The organism is Arthrobacter sp. E1SS-5 (genome assembly GCF_057073715.1).
The window spans coordinates 1,861,011-1,879,988 of sequence record NZ_CP172703.1 but is presented as its reverse complement, the minus strand read 5'-3'; the positions used below and the strand labels follow the sequence as shown (position 1 = coordinate 1,879,988).

Here is an 18,978-nt window from a genome sequence, read left to right as displayed (position 1 = left end):
CTCCGGAGGTCCTGCGGTTGCGCGCGTTGAGCCGGGCCGGAGCTGGAGATGTCAGCCCCATGTAGACATTGCAACCATGTCGGCTACCCGCCGAGCCGGACTGTCTTGTCCCGGATGGTCGGCGGGGCGCCGACAGGGGGAAACTCCGCTCCTGGCGGGGCAGAGACCTTACGGAAGGATGTAGCGGAATGCGCTCTGAATCGTCAGTAACTGGAATTTCGATCCCTCCCCGGCCAGGGAGACCCCCGGCTGCCGGAAAGGAATTGGGCAAGGCGAGAGGTGACCCGCCCGGCACCACCAGGGCAGGCACGATGTGGGCGGTGACGCTGGGGGCCCTGCTGATGTTGAGTCTGCTGATTGTCTTCATCCTCCAGAACCAGGATCTCGTCCGGGTGCAGTATCTGGGATTGTCAGGATCCTTGCCGCTTGGCGTCGGGCTCGTAATAGCTGCTCTCACAGGAGGGCTGATGGTAGCGGTCGTGGGCGCGGTACGGATAGCCCAGCTGCGCAGAGCCGGCTCTCAGGGTCACCCCAGGACCACCGTCCCGGGGCCTCCCCGACGAAGCCTTAGCCGCCTCCTGAACCATGGACAGCAACACACATGATGGCTGGAGCCGGAGCGGCGAAGGAAGGGCCGGATGCGAACTGTTGGTAGGGAAGGAATTGCGATGCGGGTGAAGAAGGTAATTCGCAGCTTTATCAGTGCCGTGCTGGTGCTTCTTGGGGCTCTGGCGCTGAGCGGGTGCTACAACGCTGAAGCTGATAACTATAAATCCGTAGCCCCCGGTTCCAACCTTGATCTGCAAGGACTCGAGTTACGGAGTATCTCGATTGTCTCCGCCGCAGAGAACCAGCCAGGCCGTCTCCTGGGAACGGTTTTTAACACCACAGCCGAAGATATCGGACTGATAATCAGGGACAAAGACGACACGGTGCAGGTGACAGTCCCGGCCAAGGGGAAGATCGGATTCGACACAGCAGAACACATCCTTCAAAGCACGCAGGATCCACCAGGGGCACGCACCAACCTCACCATCGAAGCCAAAGGCGACAGCAAAGTCACGGACGTTCCCGTGCTCGATGGCACTCTGTCGCAATACGCCCCGTACGTGCCTAAGTAGGACGCCCCTGACGGGCGGCAGCCCCTATCCCCTACTGTCCCGTTCACACACCATTTGTCTCGCTCAATTGCGGCCTTGGCATTCAAGAGGAGCCGCGGAGGGGGCCGAAGGAGGAGAAATACGTGAAATCACTAAGACTTTACGCGGCGGCAGGGACAACCGCGGCAGCGCTTACCCTGACAGGCTGCACCGGCACTCCCGGGCCGGCGCCCGGTTCCGCAACAGCATCACCGGCCCAACCATCTCCTGCGGCATCCGAAGCTGCTGCAGCAGGCCTACCCGCAGTCCCAGGTGTCGTGAAGGACGTTGAACCGTCTGTCGTCACCATACGCACAGACATCGGCCTGGGTAGCGGTGTCATCTACCACAGCGACGGATCCATTGTCACCGACGCCCACGTCGTTGAAGACCAGCAAAAGCAACCTTTCAAAAGCGTCCAGGTCCAGTTCGCAGACGGCTCACAATCTCAAGGCACCGTGGTGGGCGTTGACGACGTCACGGACGTCGCCGTGCTCAAGGTTGACCGGACGGGCCTCCCCGCCGCCCGCTTCGCCACGTCGGACCCCGAAGTGGGCTCAATGACAGTCGTCATAGGAAGCCCCCTGGGCTTGGAGGAAACGGTCACCGCCGGAATCGTGTCCAGCCTTCACCGGAACATGCCGCCGTCCAAGGAGTCTCCACACGGAGCCATCGACCTCCTGCAAACGGACGCCCCTATTTCCCCTGGCAACTCCGGCGGAGCCGTGGCTGACTCCACAGGGCAGGTCATCGGGCTCTCCGAGGCGTACCTGCCGCCAAGCTCCGGAGCGGTGGCCATCGGCTTCGTGACACCGTCGCCGACTGTCACGAACGTCGCCGACCAGCTGCTGGCCAGTGGTTCGGTCAAACACGCCGCCCTTGGCGTGGTCCCGACGGACATCACGCCGCAACTCGCCCAGCGGTTCGCACTGGCTGCGACGGCTGGAGCTCTGGTTGTCAGCGTGTCCCAGGGGAGCCCGGCGGAAAAGGCAGGCATGAAGGCCGGGGATATCATCACCAAATTCGCCGGTGCAAAGGTCGGAAATGTAACGGACCTGCTCGTGGCTCTCAGGAAGCAGGACCCAGGCCAGCAGGTCGAGGTTGACGTGCAGCGCGGATCGGCCTCGCAAACCCTGCGGGTCACCCTCGGAAACCTCGCCGACCAATCTTGAAGCCCTTCGCCGCTGCCAGCTTTCACAGGACCTATAAACCCAAACCTAGCGCGAGCCCCGGAATGGCCCCCAGATAGGGGCCGGAACCAAGGAGAAGCATATGGACACATCACCTCGAGTTGTTGTCGTCACCGGAGCCAGCGGCGGGATCGGCCGCGCTTCGGCTATCGCCTTCGCCAAGCAAGGCGATGCCGTCGCCCTGCTTGCCCGCGGCGAGGCCGGGCTTGCAGCGGCCGCGGCCGACGTCGAATCTTTTGGAGGCACCGCTTTGGCTATCCCAGTCGACGTGTGTGACGCCCAAGCGGTGGATGCCGCAGCCGAGCGGGTGGAGCGGGAACTCGGGCCAATTGATGTCTGGGTCAACGTCGCCTTCACGTCGGTCTTTGCACGTTTCGGTGACATCCAACCGGATGAATTCAAACGCGTTACGGAGGTTGCGTACCTGGGCTATGTCTATGGGACCATGTCGGCGCTCAGACGGATGAAGCCCAGGAGCCGAGGGACGATCGTTCAGGTGGGCTCCGCCTTGGCCTACCGCGGGATCCCGTTACAGTCAGCGTACTGCGGCGCCAAGCACGCCATCCAAGGGTTCAACGAGTCCCTCAGGACCGAACTGCTGCACGAGCGCAGCGGCGTCAAAACCACCATGGTCCAGATGCCAGCGGTTAACACCCCGCAATTCTCGTGGGTCCTATCCCGCCTTCCGCACCAGGCACAGCCCGTACCCCCGATCTACCAGCCGGAAGTAGCGGCACAGGGCGTGGTCTACGCCGCAGCCCAACCCCGGCGACGTGAATACTGGGTGGGCGGCAGCACGGCCGCGACCCTAATCGCAAACGCCCTGGCGCCCGGACTCCTGGACCGGTACCTGGCCAAAACGGGGTTCAAGGCACAACAAACCCGGGACCGCCGGGACAATGACCAACCGGCCAACCTCTGGAAGCCAGCCGATACAACCAAGGATTTCGGCACCCACGGAATCTTTGACAGCAGGTCCATTTCACGCAGCTACCAGCTCATCGCATCCCATCACCACGGCCTCACGGCCGCCGCCACCGGTGCCCTCCTCGCAAGCGCCGCAGCAGTTGGTGTCCTCCTCCGAAAGGCAGCGCAGTGAAGGTGACGGAAGCGGTCCGCGCGGCGTATGGAGCAGCAGCTCTCATCGCTCCGGGAGCCGTAGAGCAGATGCTGACCGGCCAGGCGCTGGACGAACGGGCCCGCATCGTGATGCGCATCCTCGGTGCACGCCATCTGCTGCAGGCCGCTGTGACAGCCCGAGGCGGCAAGCCACTCCATCTTCTCGGCGGCGGGGTAGACATACTCCACGCCCTCACCGCCGTAGGCCTAGCCGTCTTGGATGAACGACGGCGGCCGGTCGCTACCGTAAACGCCGCTATCGCTCTGACCTTTGCGGCAGCCGAATTAGCGCGATCCCGCGAGGGCCACTGACGCCTGTCGCAACCACAGCCAGCAACAAGCGGAAAGGAATCTAATGGAAAAACACCAAAAGCCCCCCATGGACCCGGACACGTCGGAAGCCACTAAAACCCAACTGGACCTCGCCAAGGCCCAGGGCGAAGCCTTCGGCAAGGCCCTGGAGTACATGGTGGAGGAGGTGGCGCACACCGGTGGGAAGCAACAGGCCGGCGAGTACATGGTCGGGTACGCGATCGAGGACGCCGAAGGGATGTATCACTACCGGGACGGACAGATCTCCTGGCAAAACCCGAAGAACGAAAACCTCCACGTCGAGATCGCTGTCTGCGACGCGGCGGACGGGCGTTTCATCCCAAACCTCAAGGTAACGGCAGCCCTCATTACCCCTGGCGGGCAGAAGTTGGGCCCGTATGAACAGGAACTGGTCTGGCATCCAATGCTCTACCACTACGCCCGCAACTGGAATGTTCCAGAGGACGGGGAGTACAGCCTCTTGGTCCACATCGAACCACCCACGTTCATGCGGCACGACGAGGTCAATGGTCGGAGGTTCACAGCACCGGTCGACGCGGAGTTCACAGGCGTGAAAGTCACCCGCGGCAGCGAGCCGGTCAACCCGCCTTCGGACTGATGAACCCGACAAATCTGTGTTCAACCCGTAGAAAGCGGGCGCCGCCGGCCCCCACGAACGGCCCGCTGCGCGAGTTTCCCCTTCCGCCACTCAGATGCCCTCGCAGTGTGCAGAACCAGTGGCGTCGTCATCGACGTCCCCAGCGCCCCGTAAGTAACGAGGACCATCATTGAAAACGGGTTCAATCAAGAACAAAAAACCTCATCCACATTCAAGTGCAGCACAAGCTAAAGAGGAGAAGAACATGTCCATCAGCCCCGAACACGCTTCACCAGTTGATCCGGACGACTCCAGGGCCGACCACACCCCCATCGATCATCAGCACAGCCATGAACACGGCCCCGGGTGCGGCCACGAAACAGTCGAGCACGATGGTCATGTGGACTACCTGCATGACGGGCACAAGCACGCAGCCCATGGCGACCACTACGACGAGCACTAAGTTTCACCGGCTAACGGAGCTCTGAACTCGGGGACATTGATTCCAAGGTGACGGATACAAGACGGCGTCGATGGCAGGCACCCTTCAGCGAAGTGGAAGGACGGCCGCGTCGCCGACCTTCTGGACGTCCACGAACCATCCCGGCGAGGAGTATGGGAGTTGTTCCGGTCTCCCCCGCTAGAGTTCCCCTTGCATTCGTCCCCTGGAACGATCGTTTCGCCTCCCCCTGCCTGTCCATAGGCAGAACAGATCGAAACCCAGTTCTTGTGGCTCCAGGTCCACCTGGCTCTGGAGCGGCATGCCTCCCCACTTGTAATAGTCACACGCTACTGTAAGCATGCTGATGATCTGGATTTGGGGGCTGGTTATGAAGGGAAACGCATGTCTGCCTACCTGAACCTGGCGATCACCTTCGCGGTTGCGCTTGTGGGGGTGGGTGGCCTGTACGCGCTGCATCAGTTGACGGCTGTGGCGAGGAATCCCTTGGTCAGCAAGCCCTACACCAGCGGCTGGATCCCTGAACAGCACGCCCTCTCGCGGTATCACGCCCGCTACTACCCGGTGACGCTGGTCTTCCTGGCGTTCGACGTTGAGATGCTTTTCATGTACCCGTGGGCAGTTGTGGTGCCCCGGATCGGCGCGTCGGCTGTCATAGAGATGTTTGTGTTCCTGGGTGTTTTGATGGCCGGCGTGGTGTGGGCATGGCGCGAAGGAGCTTTCAAGTGGGCCTGAGGCACGTGCTGGCCCGGGCTGCGGTGAGGCGCTGCCACGTGTTTGTGGTCGAGGCCTTCGCCGGCTCCCATTCCAGGATGGCGGTGGAAGGCCACATCGCCGGCAGAGGCTGGGTGGAGGCGCTTTCACCTGGCGACGCGGACATCCTCTGCATCTGCGGAGAGGTTCCGGATGACCAGACGGACGCGGTGGACCGCCTCTGGGAGCAGCTGCCGGGGCCCAGGAGCAGGACAGTGATCACCGGACCTGAACATGCCGGGATTGCGCTGGATGGCTGCGTCGGGGAGCTGCTGGACGTGGAAGCACAGGTGCGGCTCGAAGCGGAACGCACGGCTCCTGAACCGAAAGAAGACGACGGTGGAGGGAAGCACGACGGCGGCGGGGATCCCCACACGGACATGGATTACGAAGGCATGAATCGCAGAGGAAAGGACGACGGCGACAGTGACGCGGAGATGAACCCGGACCATAGCGGCATGGACCACGAGGGTATGGACCATAGCGGCATGAGCCACGGCGGCATGAGTCACGAGGGCATGGACCACGGCGGCATGGAGATGCCGATGCCGGGCGGGATCGGCCTGGCGGGCGAGGGAAAGGACCGCGACGGTCTTGACCTGGATGCCCTGAAGGTGCCGCTGGGCCCGTATCTTCCGTTCTGGCCTGCCGGATTGGTTTTGCGCTGCGAGTTGCAGGGGGATGTCGTTTTCGCTGCCGACGCCGAGTACGCGTTCGACCAGCGCACTGGGATTCTCGTTGGCGGCCCGTCTGCGACGGAGCGTGCGGCCTTGGTGCGGCAGTCGGATCTCGCGTCACGGCTCCTGCACCTGGCCGGCGCCGCACGGGAAGCAGCGAAGGTACGACGGGTTCGGGATGCTGCCCTGGATGGTGGCGCGTTGGACGAGTGCAGGCGGTCGCTTGCGGCATCCAGTGCACGGCTGGGCCGGGACTGGCTATTGCGGCGGACGCTGCAGGGAGTCGGCCGGATCCCGCAGGACGGGGAACCCGGTGGAACGGATGCCTGGGACCGGCTCCTGGCCATGCTGGAAGGCACTGCGACCGGCACTGCGCCGGGAGGCAATGTCCCTCTGAACGTCCTGCCTGACCTGGTCCGGGGCCTTGAGTTGTCCGTGGTGCGGCTTGTAGTTGCAAGCCTCGACCTTTCGCCCCAACCGGTACCGGCAGTGGAAGGACCGGCGCGATGACGCCGGGCGTGGTTCAGCAACTTCCTGCCTGGGGGCCGCTGGCAGCCCTGGCGGCGCTGGCCGTGGTGGCCTTCTCCGGGGCGATGGTCAACGGCGTACTGGCCGCACGCTCCAGTGGGCGCCGCGGCGGCGGTTTCGCTCCAATTGCGGAGGCTGCCCGGCTGCTCCGGCAGCGAAGGCGGACCACCGTGGCAGCCGACGAGCTGCTGCGCAGGGTGGGCGTGGCCGGGTTGACGGTGGCCGCGGCGCTGAAGGTGGCCGTGCTGCCCGCAGGCGCCTGGGTGGTGTCCGACCTCGCCGTCGGGCTTGTCTGGTTCAATGCGATGGACGTCCTGGTGTGGGCCTTCGTGTGGCTGGCCGGCTGGGGGCAGAACAGCGTGTTTCCGTTGGTGGGCGCTTACCGGTTCCTTGCCTTGGCCTTGGCCTATGAACTGCCGTTGATGTTTGCGTTGACTGCTCCTGCCGTGGCGGCGGGCAGCCTGCGGATAGGTGACATCGTGGCCGCGCAGGAGGACCTGTGGTTCGTGGTGTGGATGCCGGCCGCCTTCGTGGTGTTCCTGGCCACGGTGCTGGCATTTTCCCTCCAGCGGCCCTTCACCGCCCCCATGTCCGCAGACATCACAGGCGGCGTAACGGCAGAGCTTTCCGGTGTGGACCGTTTCCTTGTCCTGACCGGCCGTTACTCACTGTTGTCGGCAGGTGCCGGCTACGCCGTGGCATTGTTCCTGGGCGGCGGCTCCGGCCCGTTGCTGCCGGACTGGCTCTGGTTCTTTGGCAAGACCGTTGTCCTGCTGTGGCTGCTCGTGGCCCTGCGCCGCCGTATCCCGGAACTGCGGCCGGAGCAACTCATGGCCCCGGCCTGGGTGGTGGGGCTGCCCCTTGTCCTCCTGCAGGTCCTCCTTGTCGCCGTCATCACCATTAACGGAAGGACCAGCTGATGCCCGAGGCAGTTCTCTTTGCCGTCCTTGCCGCAATCGCCCTTGCTGCCGGCGTGGCGGTGTTCCGCACTGATTCAATGGCGCGCGCCAGTTACGCGTTGGCAGTGTCCTTTGTGGCCGTCGGCTTGATGCTGCTGCAGTTCAGGCTGGAGTACATCGGCGTGATCACCGTCCTGATGATGGTCATGGAGATGGCGGTCATGGCCATCTTCATGATCATGTTCATGGGCATGAACCCGGCGCTGATGCCCATGGACATGGTGCACAGCAAAAAGCTGTCAGCCGGGGCGGCCATTGGGCTGTTCCTGCTGCTGACTGCGGGGATTTTGCTCGCCGACTGGCCGGAGGGCAGAAGCAATGCAGGTGGGGAACTGACCAGGTCCCTGGGCGAAGCCATCATGGAACCAAAAATGCTCGTGATGCTCGTCATCAGCCCGGTCCTGTTCGCCACACTGGTGTCGGCGCTGGTCCTGGCAAACCCGCGTGGGAGGTACAGCGCCTACCCGCTGCTCCCCCTGGAGGATGCGGACGACGGCGGGCACGGGATGGACCACGGCGCCGGACACACTGGGGAACACGCTGATGGGCATGGGCAGCACCATGGGGGCGGTGGGCACCAATGACACTTCAACTGGCGTTAATCGCGGCGGCCGCCCTGTTCTGCGTGGGACTTTATGGCGCGCTGTCGCAGCAGGTGGTGGTGATGGTCATGATGGGCCTGGAGCTTATGCTGAACGGCGTCATCCTGGCAGCAGCCGCGTTCTGGTGGTTCCTCGCACCGGCACCCGATGGCCAGGTGCTGCTACTGGTGGTGATCGCCGCCATGACGGTGGAAATGGCCATGGGCTTCGCCGTTGCGATCCTGCTGCACCGCTCCCGGCAGACCGACATGACCGAGATGGCATCGGACCTGTCCGGATGAGCTGGCTGCTGATCCTGCTCATCGGCCTTCCGGCAGCCGCCGGAACAGCGCTTGCCCTCGTCGGGGCCAAGGCGGACCGTACGGCGGCGGCGCTCTCCGTCGTCGTCTCTGCCCTGGTGCTGGGCACCGCCTCCGCAGCCGCGGCCCTGCGCCCTTCCCTGGCCGCGCCCTTCCTGGCGGGAAGCGAGTTCGGCCTGAGCGTTGACGCCCTCAGCGCGCTGCTGCTCACGGTCGTTGCGGGGGTGGCCTTCCTGGTCCTGGTTTATGCCGCCGCGTCCGGCGTCGGCGCCCCGGCCCGGTTCCACGGCCTCATGCTGCTTTTCATCGCGTCGGTGCTGGTCACCGTGACTGCCACTACGCTGTCCGCGCTGCTCTTCGCATGGGAGATCATGGGAGCGGCTTCCTACGCCCTTATCGGGTTCCACTGGAGGGAGTCACGGCGCGTGTCCTCCGGGTTGACGGCCTTTGTGGCCACCCGCAGCGCGGACCTTGGACTGTACCTCGCGGCGGGAGCGGCGATGGCCGCCGGCGCATGGTCAGGGGATGCCATGTCCCTGGCCGGCCTGGACAGCCTTCCCGGGCCCTGGCGGGACGTTGCTGCCGCCGGGATACTGGTGGCCGCGGTTGGCAAGGCGGCGCAGCTGCCGTTCAGCTTCTGGCTCTCCCGGGCCATGGACGGACCCAGTGCGGTCAGCGCCCTGCTGCATTCGGCCGCGATGGTGGCCATGGGCGGATATCTGCTCCTGCGGGTCCAGCCCCTCCTCGCAGCCACAGGGTGGGCTGCGGACACGGCGGCGTGGGCGGGTGCGGCCACCGCCGTGGTCCTGGGCTTCATCGCGATCGGCCAGCAGGACCTCAAGCAACTGCTGGCGGCGTCGACGGCGGCGCAGCTCGGGTTTGTGGTGATGGCCGCCGGAGTGGGTGATGCCGCGGGCGGTGCCGCGCACCTGATGGCGCACGCGGCAACGAAGAGCTCGCTGTTCCTGGCGGCGGGCGCCTGGTTGGCGGCACTCGGCACCAAGAAACTGGCCGACCTTCGCGGGGCCGGGCGCCGCTGGCCCCTGCTGGGCGGCGCGTTCACCGTCGCGGTGCTCAGCCTCGCCGGGATTCCTCCGTTGGCGCTGTGGGCCACCAAGGACAACATCCTCACCGCAGCGCGCGAACACTCGTTTCCCCTGTATATTGCCGGGCTGGCAGGCGCTGTTCTCGCCGCCGCGTACGCCGCCAAGGCCGTGGCACTGATCTGGAAACCGGTGCTCCCGGAAACTGCGTCCGGCTACGACGCAGAGGAGACGGGCAGCCGTACTGTCACCCCGTGGCAGCTCGTCCCGATAGGAGTCCTCGCCGCCGGCGCCGCTTTCTCCGGTGTCCTGGTGCTGGGCACAACAGGTGACATTGTCCGAGGCGTCCTGGGCAGCAGGGCCCAGTCCTCCCTGCCCGAACTCGTCGTGTCAGGGGTGCTCGCCGCGGCGGTCCTGGTTCCGGTGTGGGTACTTGGCGGCAAACTTCCACCACTGCCAGGGGCGCTGGCCTGGCTTCACATGGAACGTGCCGCCCACATCGTCTTAGTACGCCCGGTACTTGCGGCCGCCCGCTCGCTGGCACGGTTCGATGATGCCGTCCTCTCCCGCGGCGTGGAGCATGCCGCCGAAAAAGTCCTGCAGGGCGCAGGAAGCCTTAATCGCGCTGACGGGGCGCTGGATCGCGGCACCGATGCTGCAGCCGCTGCCACCTCCCGCCTGGCCGGCCGCTCCGCCATCACGGAACAGACCATCGACGGCGCGGTGAGTGGGCTTGCCCGCAGCGCCCGTCGCGCAGGTGCAGCCGCCCGCCGGCCCCAGACCGGCCAACTGCACCACTACTACGTCCAGGCTGCCGCAGTGATTGTGGTGGCCGCCGTCCTTCTGATCGTCGTGAGGTAACTTTGCTCAGTCTCGCCATCCTCTTCCCCCTGGCCGCGGCGGCGGCAGTCCTGATGTCCGCCGGACGCGGAGTCATGGCCCGCGCCCTCTTCCTGGGAGCGACCGCCGTCGAGGTGGTGCTCACCGCGATCCTGTGGGCCGGGTACCGGACTCCGGGACCGGACGGACTGGCCTATGAGGAACGCCTTCGCTGGATCCCGAATGTGGGAAGCAGCTACCACGTGGGGGTGGACGGACTGTCGCTGCCCCTGATCGGCCTCACCGCCGTCATCTTCCTTGCCTGCGCCGTGTACGACTGGGGCGCCAGGGACCGGCCGGCCCCCAGGGCAGCACTGTTCCTGTTCCTCGAAGCCACCAGCGTGGGACTGTTCGCCGCCCAGGACCTCATCCTGTTCTTCCTGTTCTTCGATCTGTCCATCGTTGGCATGTATTTCGTGATCGCCGGATGGGGCCACGGGGACAAGGCACGGTCGGCCCTGAAGTTCTTCCTCTACACGTTCCTGGGCTCGCTGGCGCTGTTGTTGGGCTTCATCGGGCTTTACCTCGGCGGCGCGCCGCACACGTTCGATATTCCGGAACTGCTCCGGACCCAGCCGCTGCGTGACAACCCGGCCGGCCTGTGGGTGCTTGGCGCCGTCGTTGTCGGCCTGGCCATCAAGACCCCCACCGTCCCGTTCCACACCTGGCTGCCCCCGGCACATACCGATGCGCCCGCCACCGGCTCAGCCGTCCTTGCCGGTGTGCTGCTGAAAATGGGCACCTACGGCTTCGTCCGGATCGCGATGCCGCTGCTTCCCGACGCCTGGCGGGCGTGGGTCCCTGCCCTGGTGGCTGTGGGCGTGGTGTCGGTTCTGTACGGGGCACTCGTGGCCCTGGCCCAGAGCGACCTGAAACGCATGATCGCCTACACCTCCGTCAACCACATGGGCTACATCGTCCTCGCCCTGGCCGCAGCCGGTGCCGGCGGCAGCCCCGCAGCCCGGGAAACAGCAGTCACCGGCGCCATCACGCAAATGGTCAGCCACGGCCTCATCACCGGCGCCCTCTTCCTGCTGGCCGGAGTTCTGCACAGCCGGGCCGGCACCTACGACATGGGCGCCTTCGGCGGCCTCGCCTCCCCCGCACCCCGTTTCGCGGCGTTCTTCGCCGTGGCGGCCTTCGCCTCGCTCGGCCTGCCCGGCTTCAGCGGCTTCATCGCCGAATTCCAGATCTTCGCCGGCAGCATCGGCGCCGTCCCCCTGACCGCCCTCGCACTTCCCGGCATCCTCATCACAGCCGCGCTCTTCCTGCGCGCACTCCAGCGCGTGTTCACCGGGGAACCACGGGGAAAGTCCCCCGGACTGGCTGACCTTCGCCCTGCCGAAGCCTGGTCCACAGGCGGCCTGCTGGTGCTCTCTGTGCTGATCGGCCTCATCCCGGCGCCCTTGCTGGACACCATCAGCCCGGCCTCGGCGTCGCTGGTCAGCCTGCTGGGAGGGTAGGCGTTAGTGGAATCCATGAATCCCGGCGCTGATGCCCTCGCGCTGCTTCCGGAAATCCTGATGCTGACCGGTGCCATCACCGCTCTGCTGACCGGATCATTCGTTCCCCGGGAACGGCAATGGATCAGCCGGATCATTGCACTGGGCGCACTGGCAGCAAGCGCAACCGCGGCTGCTGCCGCCGTTGCTGGAACGGCCACGTCCGCCTACTCCGGTAGCTACACGATCGACGCCGGCACCGGCGCCGGGCGGCTGGTGGTGGCGGTATCGGCACTGTTGGTCATCGTGCTAGGCACAAATGAACTCCGCGCGACCGACCGCGAAAGCGAAACTTACACCCTGATCCTGCTGGCTTGCCTCGGCGCGACCGTGCTTACAGGTGCGGCCGACCTCCTGGTGCTCATCGCGGGTTTCCTCCTTGCCAGCATCCCGCTGTATGCCCTGATCGGCATCGGAAGAACCAAGAATGGCGCCGAGGCCGCGCTCAAGACCTACCTGCAGGGCGCATTCTTCGGCATCCTGCTCATGCTCGGCGTCGCCGTGCTCTATGCCGCCGCCGGAACCACGTCCTACGCCGGCCTCCGGTCGGGGCTCGAACATGCCGCAGGGGCGATAACCGGTGTGGGGCTGGTGGGCGTCCTGGCCGGGCTGATGTTCAAGGCAGGAGCCGTTCCCGCCCACTTCTGGGTTCCGGATGCCGCCGAAGGGGCCGGAACCGCGGCTGCCGCCTTCGCCACCACGGTCCCTAAAATTGGCGGGATCCTGGCCGCCTACCGTTTGCTGGGGCAGATGCCCGGCACCGTAGCGTGGCCGCTGCTGGTCGCCCTGCTCGCCGCCGTGACCATGACACTGGGAAACCTGGCAGCGTTCGGCCAGAAGAACCCGCGGCGCCTGCTGGGCTGGTCCACGGTCAGCCAGGCCGGATACCTGCTCATGCCCCTCGCCGTGGCAGGTGCTGTCCCGCTGGCGTTGCCCTCCGTGCTGGTCTACCTGGCCGGTTACGCAGCCAGCAACCTCACAGCATTCGCCATCATCGGAGCCTACCCGGACCGCGCCGAACTCCGCGGCTACGAAGGGCTATCGACCGCCCGGCCGTGGCACGCCGTGGCACTTGTCGTGGCCCTCCTCAGCCTGGTCGGGACCCCACCCACCGGAGTCTTCCTGGGGAAGCTGGCGGTCTTTACTGCAGCGTGGGATGGCGGCTTCTGGTGGCTCGCCGCCCTCGCAGCACTCAACACCGTCGCCAGCCTCTTCTACTACCTCCGCTGGCTCGCCCCCGCCTTCCGAACCGCCTCACCGGAGACCCCCGGAGCAGGAGACTTCACCCCCCGGGCTTGGCCCGCGCGGGCAGCCACGAGCGGAGCGTTCCTGACCCTGGCTGTGGGCATCGGCGGCGGCCTCGTCTGGGCCACCCTAGGCTGACCCCTCCAAGCATCGCTGGCCACGAGGACCGGGCACCTGCCTGTAGACCTACTGGTCCCGCACAGGTTTTCGATGACCTGCCGGATTCAGGAATGCACACTCGGTTCGCTACCGGAGCCTCTGCTCGCCGGCCAATCCTCGCCCGCGGGGGTTACGAGCCGTTACCCTGCCGCCCGGAAGACCAAGACCGGGCAAGGTGCGTGATGGGCCACTTGATTAGTGACCGACCCGAGCAGCAGCCCTGCGAAACCTCCGTGACCGCGGGATCCAACAACAAGCAGGTCGGCGTCTTTTGCTGCGTCAAGCAAGGCCCTTGCTGGCAGGTCGCGGACAAGCACCGCCGAAATCTCCAGCCCTTGGCTGTCGACCGTCTCCAGCGCTTCAGACTGCATGCGCTGAAAGTAGTGAAGGGCGTCATTTGGTCCGGCGTCTTCAACACTGGAGGGCACCGGGGGATAGTGCCAGGCCGTGACCGCCCTGACCGCTCCTTGCCTCAAGCGGGCTTCCTCCACCGCCCATTTCAGGGCACCAAAAGACAATTCAGAACCATCGAGGCCCACAACGATGAGAAATGCACTGGCACCCATTTTCATCCTCACATCCCCGGAGGTTCCGCCACCGTACGCAGGGCCATCTTTTGCCGGGCCCGCTGGATGGTCAAGGGACGTAAGCCCTTCTTTACTTCAGTGGCCGGCGTAGTGCGTCCGGGTTCCCAAGATTTCGGCAATATGGTCTACCACAGTACTGATCCATTCCAATCAGGGCGTTCTTCTTCCACTTTCACCGATAGCGCCCCTCCACCCCACAGGAGGATTTAACAAAAACTGCTCGCACCGATTCACCTGGCTTCGCTGCATCGTGGAGCGGGACAAGGAGAAACGAAAACGCTATGGCAACCGATTACGACGAAGTTCGTTCCGAGGTAAAGGAATCTCAAGAGAAGTCCCTTGAGGCACTCCGCGCCGCCAACACTCCCGACGCCCGCAGCGTGGTCACGGAACTGGAAGAAGCCGAATCGGTCGACGGCGTGGACCTTCCCGGCGACATCATCGCTGAGGAACTTGTCGTCGAAGTAGTGCCCCAAAAGGAAGACGAATTCACCTGCTCCTCCTGCTTCCTGGTCCGGCATCGCTCCCAGCTCGCAGAAGAAAAGGACGGCCACCCCTACTGCAGCGAGTGCGAAGGATAGCGCTGGGGCCTTACGCGCAGATCATGGCGGTCAGCAAAGCGCTATTAACCATGGCGCCGACAAGCCCTCGACAGCATCCGGAAACATAACGGTAGGGGAACGATCCACCCAGTCCAACTCCACGCCCTGCAAAGGGCTGCCCTCCGCTGCTAGCGTGCATTCATGGCCCCAGTCATATGATGCCGCCGGTTATGACTAGGGGTTCAGCGTCTCGCCGGACGGCGAGACTATTAAGGATGAAGGTGCATGGCAACAGGAACGGTCAGATGGTTCAGCGCCGAAAAGGACGTGGGCTTCATCATTCCTGATGACGGTACGGAGGACGTCTTTGCCCACTTCTCGGCCGTACTTGCCACTGGACAACCGGTGCTTTACAAGAACCTGAAAGTACAGTTTGACGTCAGAAAAGGACCGGGCGGGCCTGTGGCGGAAAATATTCGCGTGCTCTGACTCGCCGGTGTTGCCCTTGAGCACAACAGAAGGGACCTTCGCATGACCGCGGACTCCGAATCCTCGAACAAGAAGAAGTTGTCACTGACAGGATCAGTGGCCCTCGGAACAGGGGTGATGATCGGGGCAGGCATTTTTGCCCTTGTAGGTCAAGTGGCGCAACTTGCCGGCAGTTGGGTGCCCTGGGCCTTTTTTGCCGGTGCCGTAGTGGTGGCTTTCAGCTCCTACTCGTACATTCGCTACTCTGCCGCCAACCCGTCGTCGGGCGGAATCGCCATGCTGCTCAAAGCCGCCTACGGGCCCGGGGTGGTGGCGGGAACCTTCTCGCTTTTCATGTATGTATCAATGATCCTGGCCGAATCCCTGCTGGGCAGGACGTTCGCTACATACCTGTTGCGCCCCTTTGGTTTGCAGGGGTCCCCAGTCTGGGTGGCGGTGCTGGCCGTGGCGGCGATCGCCGGCGCAGCCCTGGTCAACCTCGTTGGCAACCGATGGGTGGAGGGTTCCGCAACAGTGACAGCCGGAATCAAGATTGCAGGCATCGCGATCCTGGCGGCGGCCGGCATCATCGCGGCCGGAGCCGGCTCCCTGGGCCGGTTGCTCACCGCCGGGGAACGCACTCCCCCCGAGCAGGGATGGGTGGGCTTCCTGGCTGGAGTTACCTTGTGCATCCTCGCCTACAAAGGCTTCACCACCATCACCAACCAAGGCGCTGACCTCCGCGATCCCAAGCGCAACATCGGCCGTTCCATCATCATCGCCATCGGCCTGTGCACTTTGCTCTACCTGCTGATCACCGCAGCGGTAACGGGAAGCCTCTCGGTAAGCGAAATAACAAAAGCCCGGGACTACGCGCTGGCCGAGGCCGCGGTGCCAACGTTCGGCTCCTGGGGGGTAACCCTCACCGTCGTGATCGCCGTCGTCGCCACTCTCTCCGGGCTGATTGCCAGCCTGTTCTCGGTCTCAAAGCTCTACGACATGCTCCGGGACATGGGGCAGGCTCCCGGACTGCCGGGGAAGGAAGGACACCAATCCCTCTACATCACAGCCGGGCTGGCCATGATCCTGGCCGCATCCTTTGACCTCTCCCAAGTCGCCTCCCTTGGCGCAATTCTCTACCTCGCGATGGACATTGCCGTCCACGCCGGTGTCATCTTCCACCTCGCGGACGGCATCCGGGCCAAAACCTGGGTTCCCTGGACGGCCATCGTTCTCGACGCCACCGTGCTGCTGGCCTTCGTATTCGTCAAGGTCCAGTCCGACCCGCTCACTGTCGCCACTACAGGAGCCGTGGCTGCAGCAATCACTGCCGCCCAATGGATTGCGGTCAGGCGCCGGAGCCACCAGGACCAGCCCCACAGGAAATCGCCAGCCCGGGAAACCCGCTAGCAGACGCTCCGGGCGTCATTGCATCTTGGGACGGTGTGCTTTTCTTCCTGTCGCCCACGGCCTTGGTGACATAACGGTAGAGGAACGATCCCGGCCGGACAACGAGAATCACCCACCGACTGCCGACGCCACTGCTAGCGTGAACCCATGCCGTCGAACATATGATGCGCCTTGTTATGGCTTTGCGGCAGCGCGATCCCGGAACCAGCACGGTTCCGCAAGGCAAGTAGCCAGCCATTGTGGCCGCAGGGGTGCAGACACGAAAGGGAAGGAAGATTCCTGTTGCTGAGGTCAAGGATGTTCCTGGGAAAACTGTTTCTCTTCACCGTTGTCAGCGCACTGGCCGGGGTCCTGGTGACCGCACTGGCGCTTCCCTTCGCGGCAGCCGGCGCCTCGGCGGCTGGATTTTCGAACAGGCTGCTCAGCAGCTTTCCCGATGAACTGGAGATCGGCAGGCAGGCCCAGGCCAGCACGGTCCTGGCCAGCGACGGGTCCCTGATAACCACCTTCTTCAGCCAGAACCGGGACAGCGTGCCGCTGGACAGCATGGCGCAGTCCATGCAGGACGCCATCATCGCGATAGAAGATGCCCGCTTCTACGACCATGGCGGCACTGACCCGGTGGGCATCCTCCGGGCCCTCGCCGCCACCGCCGGTGGTGCGCGCCAAGGCGCCTCGACAATCACGCAGCAATACGTCAACAACGTCATCATCCAATCGCACATCACCGCAGGACATCCCGACGACGTGAGACTGGGGCCCGAAAAAACCCTGCGCGACAAGCTCAGGGAAATGAAACTAGCGGTCTCGCTCGAAAAGACCCACACCAAGGACCAGATCCTTCAGGGCTACTTGAACATCATCTATTTCGGCAACAATGCCTACGGCATCGAGGCGGCCGCCAAGTACTACTTCGGGGTCCACGCGAAGGACTTGAACCTGCACCAGGCGGCCACACTGGCCGGAATCATCAACAATCCGTCCTTCTACGACCCGGTGACCCAGCCCAACCACGCGCTCGCACGGCGGAACCTGGTTCTGGACAAGATGCTCGAGCAGGGACGGATCACCGCCGCGGCCCACTCCAAAAGCGTGGAGAGCCCCATCGGCCTTGACCTCCACCCCACACGGCAAGGCTGCGTGGCAGCCCGGACCGCGCCATACTTCTGCGACTACGTCCAAAGGCTCATCCTGAACAACCCCGCCTACGGGGCCGACGAAAACGCGCGCCGCGCCCTCCTGTACAGCGGCGGCCTGACCATCCGGACCACCCTCGATCCTGCCTTGCAACAAAAAGCCCAGGCCCTTGTCAGTGCCACCATGTCAGCCGGTGACCCCCTGCAGCGGGGAACGGCGCTGGTCAGCATTCAGCCCGGCACCGGAAAAGTCCTGGCCATGGCACAGAACACGCACTACGATCCGGCCCCTGCCCCGGGAAATTACATGGGCAACTTCGCCCTCCCCGCAAACGACAAGAACGGCAACTCCCTGAACGGAGCCGGCGGCTTCCAGGTGGGCTCCACCATCAAGCCCTTTATCTTCGCCCAGTGGCTCAACGCCGGGAAATCAATGAACACCATCCTCAACGGCGCAGCGCGAAAGTACCCGACCGGATACCCCTGGAAGAACAGCTGCGGCACTACATCGGGGGCGTACGACCCCGCTGCCGGCACCCACCTGCTCCCCAACGACGATCCAAACCATTACTACAAAATGAGCGTCCTGCAGGGCCTGTACCAATCCATCAACACCATCACGTTCCAGTCCGCCAGCCAGCTCGATCTCTGCAATGTCCAGAAAATGACCACAGCGGCCGGCATCAGGAACGGGCACACCAACGCTCCGTACGATTTCTCCAAAATCTCCAACCTCATCGGCTCCGTTGACGTCGCGCCGCTGACCATGGCCAACGCCTACGCCACATTCGCCAGCGGCGGCACCTACTGCAGCCCCACAGCACTCACCGGCATCACTGACAGCCGCGGCAACCAGCTCCCCGTCCCCTCAGCCGACTGCCACCGCACGATCAAACCCGCAGTGGCAGCCGGGGTCACGTACGCGCTCAAGAACGTCCTGATCAAAGGATCGGGATACAAACTGCCGGTCGACAAGACCAGCTACGACATCTTCGCCAAGACCGGGACAACCGACGGGAACATCAACACCTGGACGGTTGGTGCCACCGCGGGTGTCGCAACCGCCTCCTGGTTCGGCAGCTACAAAGGCACCGGACCGCAATGGATAAACCAGGACATCACCATCAACGGCCGCTACTACAGCGTCGTCAACGGTGCGGACCTCGCCGGCATGCAGTGGGCACGCTTCATGAACCAGGCAGCCCCGAAGTTCAGCACTGACAACTTCCCGCCCCCACCAGCATCCATGCTCAGAACGCCGCAGAAACAGTCGCCGAACAACTCCCGAGACAACACGGCATACGGAACCCGCACGGACGGCATACGGCCTACTACGCGCCCCTCGGCCGGTCGTTAAGTCCTACCAGACCA

General features: G+C 64.4%; 19 protein-coding genes. 18 read left to right on the top strand and 1 reads right to left on the bottom strand.

Annotation, left to right across the window (positions count from 1 at the left end; genetic code table 11):
• Positions 1-188: 188 nt before the first annotated feature.
• From ACIGJD_RS08700 to ACIGJD_RS08635, 14 genes are all read left to right on the top strand, one after another.
• Positions 189-605 (top strand): LapA family protein, encoded by a 417-nt coding sequence (locus ACIGJD_RS08700; protein WP_141160649.1) that lies wholly within the window; start codon positions 189-191, stop codon positions 603-605.
• Positions 606-638: 33 nt separating this feature from the next.
• On the top strand, positions 639-1,121 hold the full coding sequence (locus ACIGJD_RS08695; protein WP_483689155.1) for a hypothetical protein: 483 nt from the start codon (positions 639-641) through the stop codon (positions 1,119-1,121).
• Positions 1,122-1,417: 296 nt separating this feature from the next.
• Complete coding sequence (locus ACIGJD_RS08690; protein ID WP_483689154.1) at positions 1,418-2,311, top strand: S1C family serine protease; 894 nt, start codon at positions 1,418-1,420, stop codon at positions 2,309-2,311.
• 100 nt (positions 2,312-2,411) lie between these two features.
• Complete coding sequence (locus ACIGJD_RS08685) at positions 2,412-3,428, top strand: SDR family oxidoreductase (protein WP_483689153.1); 1,017 nt, start codon at positions 2,412-2,414, stop codon at positions 3,426-3,428.
• A gap of 375 nt (positions 3,429-3,803) precedes the next feature.
• On the top strand, positions 3,804-4,379 hold the full coding sequence (locus ACIGJD_RS08680) for an iron transporter (RefSeq protein WP_483689152.1): 576 nt from the start codon (positions 3,804-3,806) through the stop codon (positions 4,377-4,379).
• Between the two features lie 244 nt (positions 4,380-4,623).
• Complete coding sequence (locus tag ACIGJD_RS08675) at positions 4,624-4,821, top strand: zinc transporter permease (protein ID WP_483689151.1); 198 nt, start codon at positions 4,624-4,626, stop codon at positions 4,819-4,821.
• A 381-nt stretch (positions 4,822-5,202) separates the two neighbouring features.
• Positions 5,203-5,553, top strand: a complete 351-nt coding sequence (locus tag ACIGJD_RS08670; protein ID WP_141160654.1) for an NADH-quinone oxidoreductase subunit A — start codon at positions 5,203-5,205, stop codon at positions 5,551-5,553.
• Positions 5,544-6,758, top strand: a complete 1,215-nt coding sequence (locus ACIGJD_RS08665) for a hypothetical protein (protein WP_483689150.1) — start codon at positions 5,544-5,546, stop codon at positions 6,756-6,758. The genes ACIGJD_RS08670 and ACIGJD_RS08665 overlap by 10 nt, the downstream gene beginning before the upstream one ends.
• The gene (locus ACIGJD_RS08660) at positions 6,755-7,696 is read left to right on the top strand and encodes a complex I subunit 1 family protein (protein ID WP_483689149.1); all 942 of its coding nucleotides are present in this window, start codon (positions 6,755-6,757) and stop codon (positions 7,694-7,696) included. Before ACIGJD_RS08665 ends, ACIGJD_RS08660 begins: the two co-directional genes overlap by 4 nt.
• Positions 7,696-8,319 (top strand): NADH-quinone oxidoreductase subunit J, encoded by a 624-nt coding sequence (locus tag ACIGJD_RS08655; RefSeq protein WP_483689148.1) that lies wholly within the window; start codon positions 7,696-7,698, stop codon positions 8,317-8,319. The genes ACIGJD_RS08660 and ACIGJD_RS08655 overlap by 1 nt, the downstream gene beginning before the upstream one ends.
• The gene (locus ACIGJD_RS08650) at positions 8,316-8,618 is read left to right on the top strand and encodes an NADH-quinone oxidoreductase subunit NuoK (protein ID WP_483689147.1); all 303 of its coding nucleotides are present in this window, start codon (positions 8,316-8,318) and stop codon (positions 8,616-8,618) included. Before ACIGJD_RS08655 ends, ACIGJD_RS08650 begins: the two co-directional genes overlap by 4 nt.
• Positions 8,615-10,540, top strand: coding sequence for a proton-conducting transporter transmembrane domain-containing protein (locus ACIGJD_RS08645; RefSeq protein ID WP_483689146.1), 1,926 nt, complete (start codon positions 8,615-8,617; stop codon positions 10,538-10,540). The genes ACIGJD_RS08650 and ACIGJD_RS08645 overlap by 4 nt, the downstream gene beginning before the upstream one ends.
• A 2-nt stretch (positions 10,541-10,542) precedes the next feature.
• Positions 10,543-12,021 (top strand): complex I subunit 4 family protein, encoded by a 1,479-nt coding sequence (locus ACIGJD_RS08640; RefSeq protein ID WP_483689145.1) that lies wholly within the window; start codon positions 10,543-10,545, stop codon positions 12,019-12,021.
• A 15-nt stretch (positions 12,022-12,036) separates the two neighbouring features.
• The gene (locus ACIGJD_RS08635) at positions 12,037-13,443 is read left to right on the top strand and encodes an NADH-quinone oxidoreductase subunit N (protein ID WP_141161596.1); all 1,407 of its coding nucleotides are present in this window, start codon (positions 12,037-12,039) and stop codon (positions 13,441-13,443) included.
• A 161-nt stretch (positions 13,444-13,604) separates the two neighbouring features.
• Here ACIGJD_RS08635 and ACIGJD_RS08630 read toward each other — a convergent pair whose 3' ends face one another.
• A complete protein-coding gene (locus tag ACIGJD_RS08630; RefSeq protein ID WP_371706605.1) occupies positions 13,605-14,036 on the bottom strand; it encodes a universal stress protein in 432 nt (143 codons plus the stop codon).
• A gap of 296 nt (positions 14,037-14,332) precedes the next feature.
• Here ACIGJD_RS08630 and ACIGJD_RS08625 point away from each other — a divergent pair, with 296 nt between their 5' ends.
• From ACIGJD_RS08625 to ACIGJD_RS08610, 4 genes are all read left to right on the top strand, one after another.
• Positions 14,333-14,632 (top strand): DUF4193 domain-containing protein, encoded by a 300-nt coding sequence (locus ACIGJD_RS08625; RefSeq protein WP_483689144.1) that lies wholly within the window; start codon positions 14,333-14,335, stop codon positions 14,630-14,632.
• Positions 14,633-14,878: 246 nt separating this feature from the next.
• Positions 14,879-15,082 carry a cold-shock protein gene (locus ACIGJD_RS08620; protein WP_483689143.1) on the top strand — a complete coding sequence of 68 codons (204 nt, stop codon included), beginning with the start codon at positions 14,879-14,881 and terminating at the stop codon, positions 15,080-15,082.
• Positions 15,083-15,124: 42 nt separating this feature from the next.
• On the top strand, positions 15,125-16,471 hold the full coding sequence (locus ACIGJD_RS08615) for an APC family permease (protein ID WP_483689142.1): 1,347 nt from the start codon (positions 15,125-15,127) through the stop codon (positions 16,469-16,471).
• 297 nt (positions 16,472-16,768) lie between these two features.
• Positions 16,769-18,964, top strand: a complete 2,196-nt coding sequence (locus tag ACIGJD_RS08610) for a transglycosylase domain-containing protein (RefSeq protein WP_483689141.1) — start codon at positions 16,769-16,771, stop codon at positions 18,962-18,964.
• Positions 18,965-18,978 lie beyond the last annotated feature (14 nt).

Coding starts and splice junctions, on each gene's coding strand:
- ACIGJD_RS08630 (WP_371706605.1), bottom strand. CDS start 14,036: ATGAAAATGGGTGCCAGTGCATTTCTCATCGTTGTGGGCCTCGATGGT.
- ACIGJD_RS08700 (WP_141160649.1), top strand. CDS start 189: ATGCGCTCTGAATCGTCAGTAACTGGAATTTCGATCCCTCCCCGGCCA.
- ACIGJD_RS08645 (WP_483689146.1), top strand. CDS start 8,615: ATGAGCTGGCTGCTGATCCTGCTCATCGGCCTTCCGGCAGCCGCCGGA.
- ACIGJD_RS08635 (WP_141161596.1), top strand. CDS start 12,037: ATGAATCCCGGCGCTGATGCCCTCGCGCTGCTTCCGGAAATCCTGATG.
- ACIGJD_RS08660 (WP_483689149.1), top strand. CDS start 6,755: ATGACGCCGGGCGTGGTTCAGCAACTTCCTGCCTGGGGGCCGCTGGCA.
- ACIGJD_RS08615 (WP_483689142.1), top strand. CDS start 15,125: ATGACCGCGGACTCCGAATCCTCGAACAAGAAGAAGTTGTCACTGACA.
- ACIGJD_RS08625 (WP_483689144.1), top strand. CDS start 14,333: ATGGCAACCGATTACGACGAAGTTCGTTCCGAGGTAAAGGAATCTCAA.
- ACIGJD_RS08670 (WP_141160654.1), top strand. CDS start 5,203: ATGTCTGCCTACCTGAACCTGGCGATCACCTTCGCGGTTGCGCTTGTG.
- ACIGJD_RS08650 (WP_483689147.1), top strand. CDS start 8,316: ATGACACTTCAACTGGCGTTAATCGCGGCGGCCGCCCTGTTCTGCGTG.
- ACIGJD_RS08610 (WP_483689141.1), top strand. CDS start 16,769: ATGTTCCTGGGAAAACTGTTTCTCTTCACCGTTGTCAGCGCACTGGCC.
- ACIGJD_RS08675 (WP_483689151.1), top strand. CDS start 4,624: ATGTCCATCAGCCCCGAACACGCTTCACCAGTTGATCCGGACGACTCC.
- ACIGJD_RS08680 (WP_483689152.1), top strand. CDS start 3,804: ATGGAAAAACACCAAAAGCCCCCCATGGACCCGGACACGTCGGAAGCC.
- ACIGJD_RS08620 (WP_483689143.1), top strand. CDS start 14,879: ATGGCAACAGGAACGGTCAGATGGTTCAGCGCCGAAAAGGACGTGGGC.
- ACIGJD_RS08655 (WP_483689148.1), top strand. CDS start 7,696: ATGCCCGAGGCAGTTCTCTTTGCCGTCCTTGCCGCAATCGCCCTTGCT.
- ACIGJD_RS08685 (WP_483689153.1), top strand. CDS start 2,412: ATGGACACATCACCTCGAGTTGTTGTCGTCACCGGAGCCAGCGGCGGG.
- ACIGJD_RS08695 (WP_483689155.1), top strand. CDS start 639: ATGCGAACTGTTGGTAGGGAAGGAATTGCGATGCGGGTGAAGAAGGTA.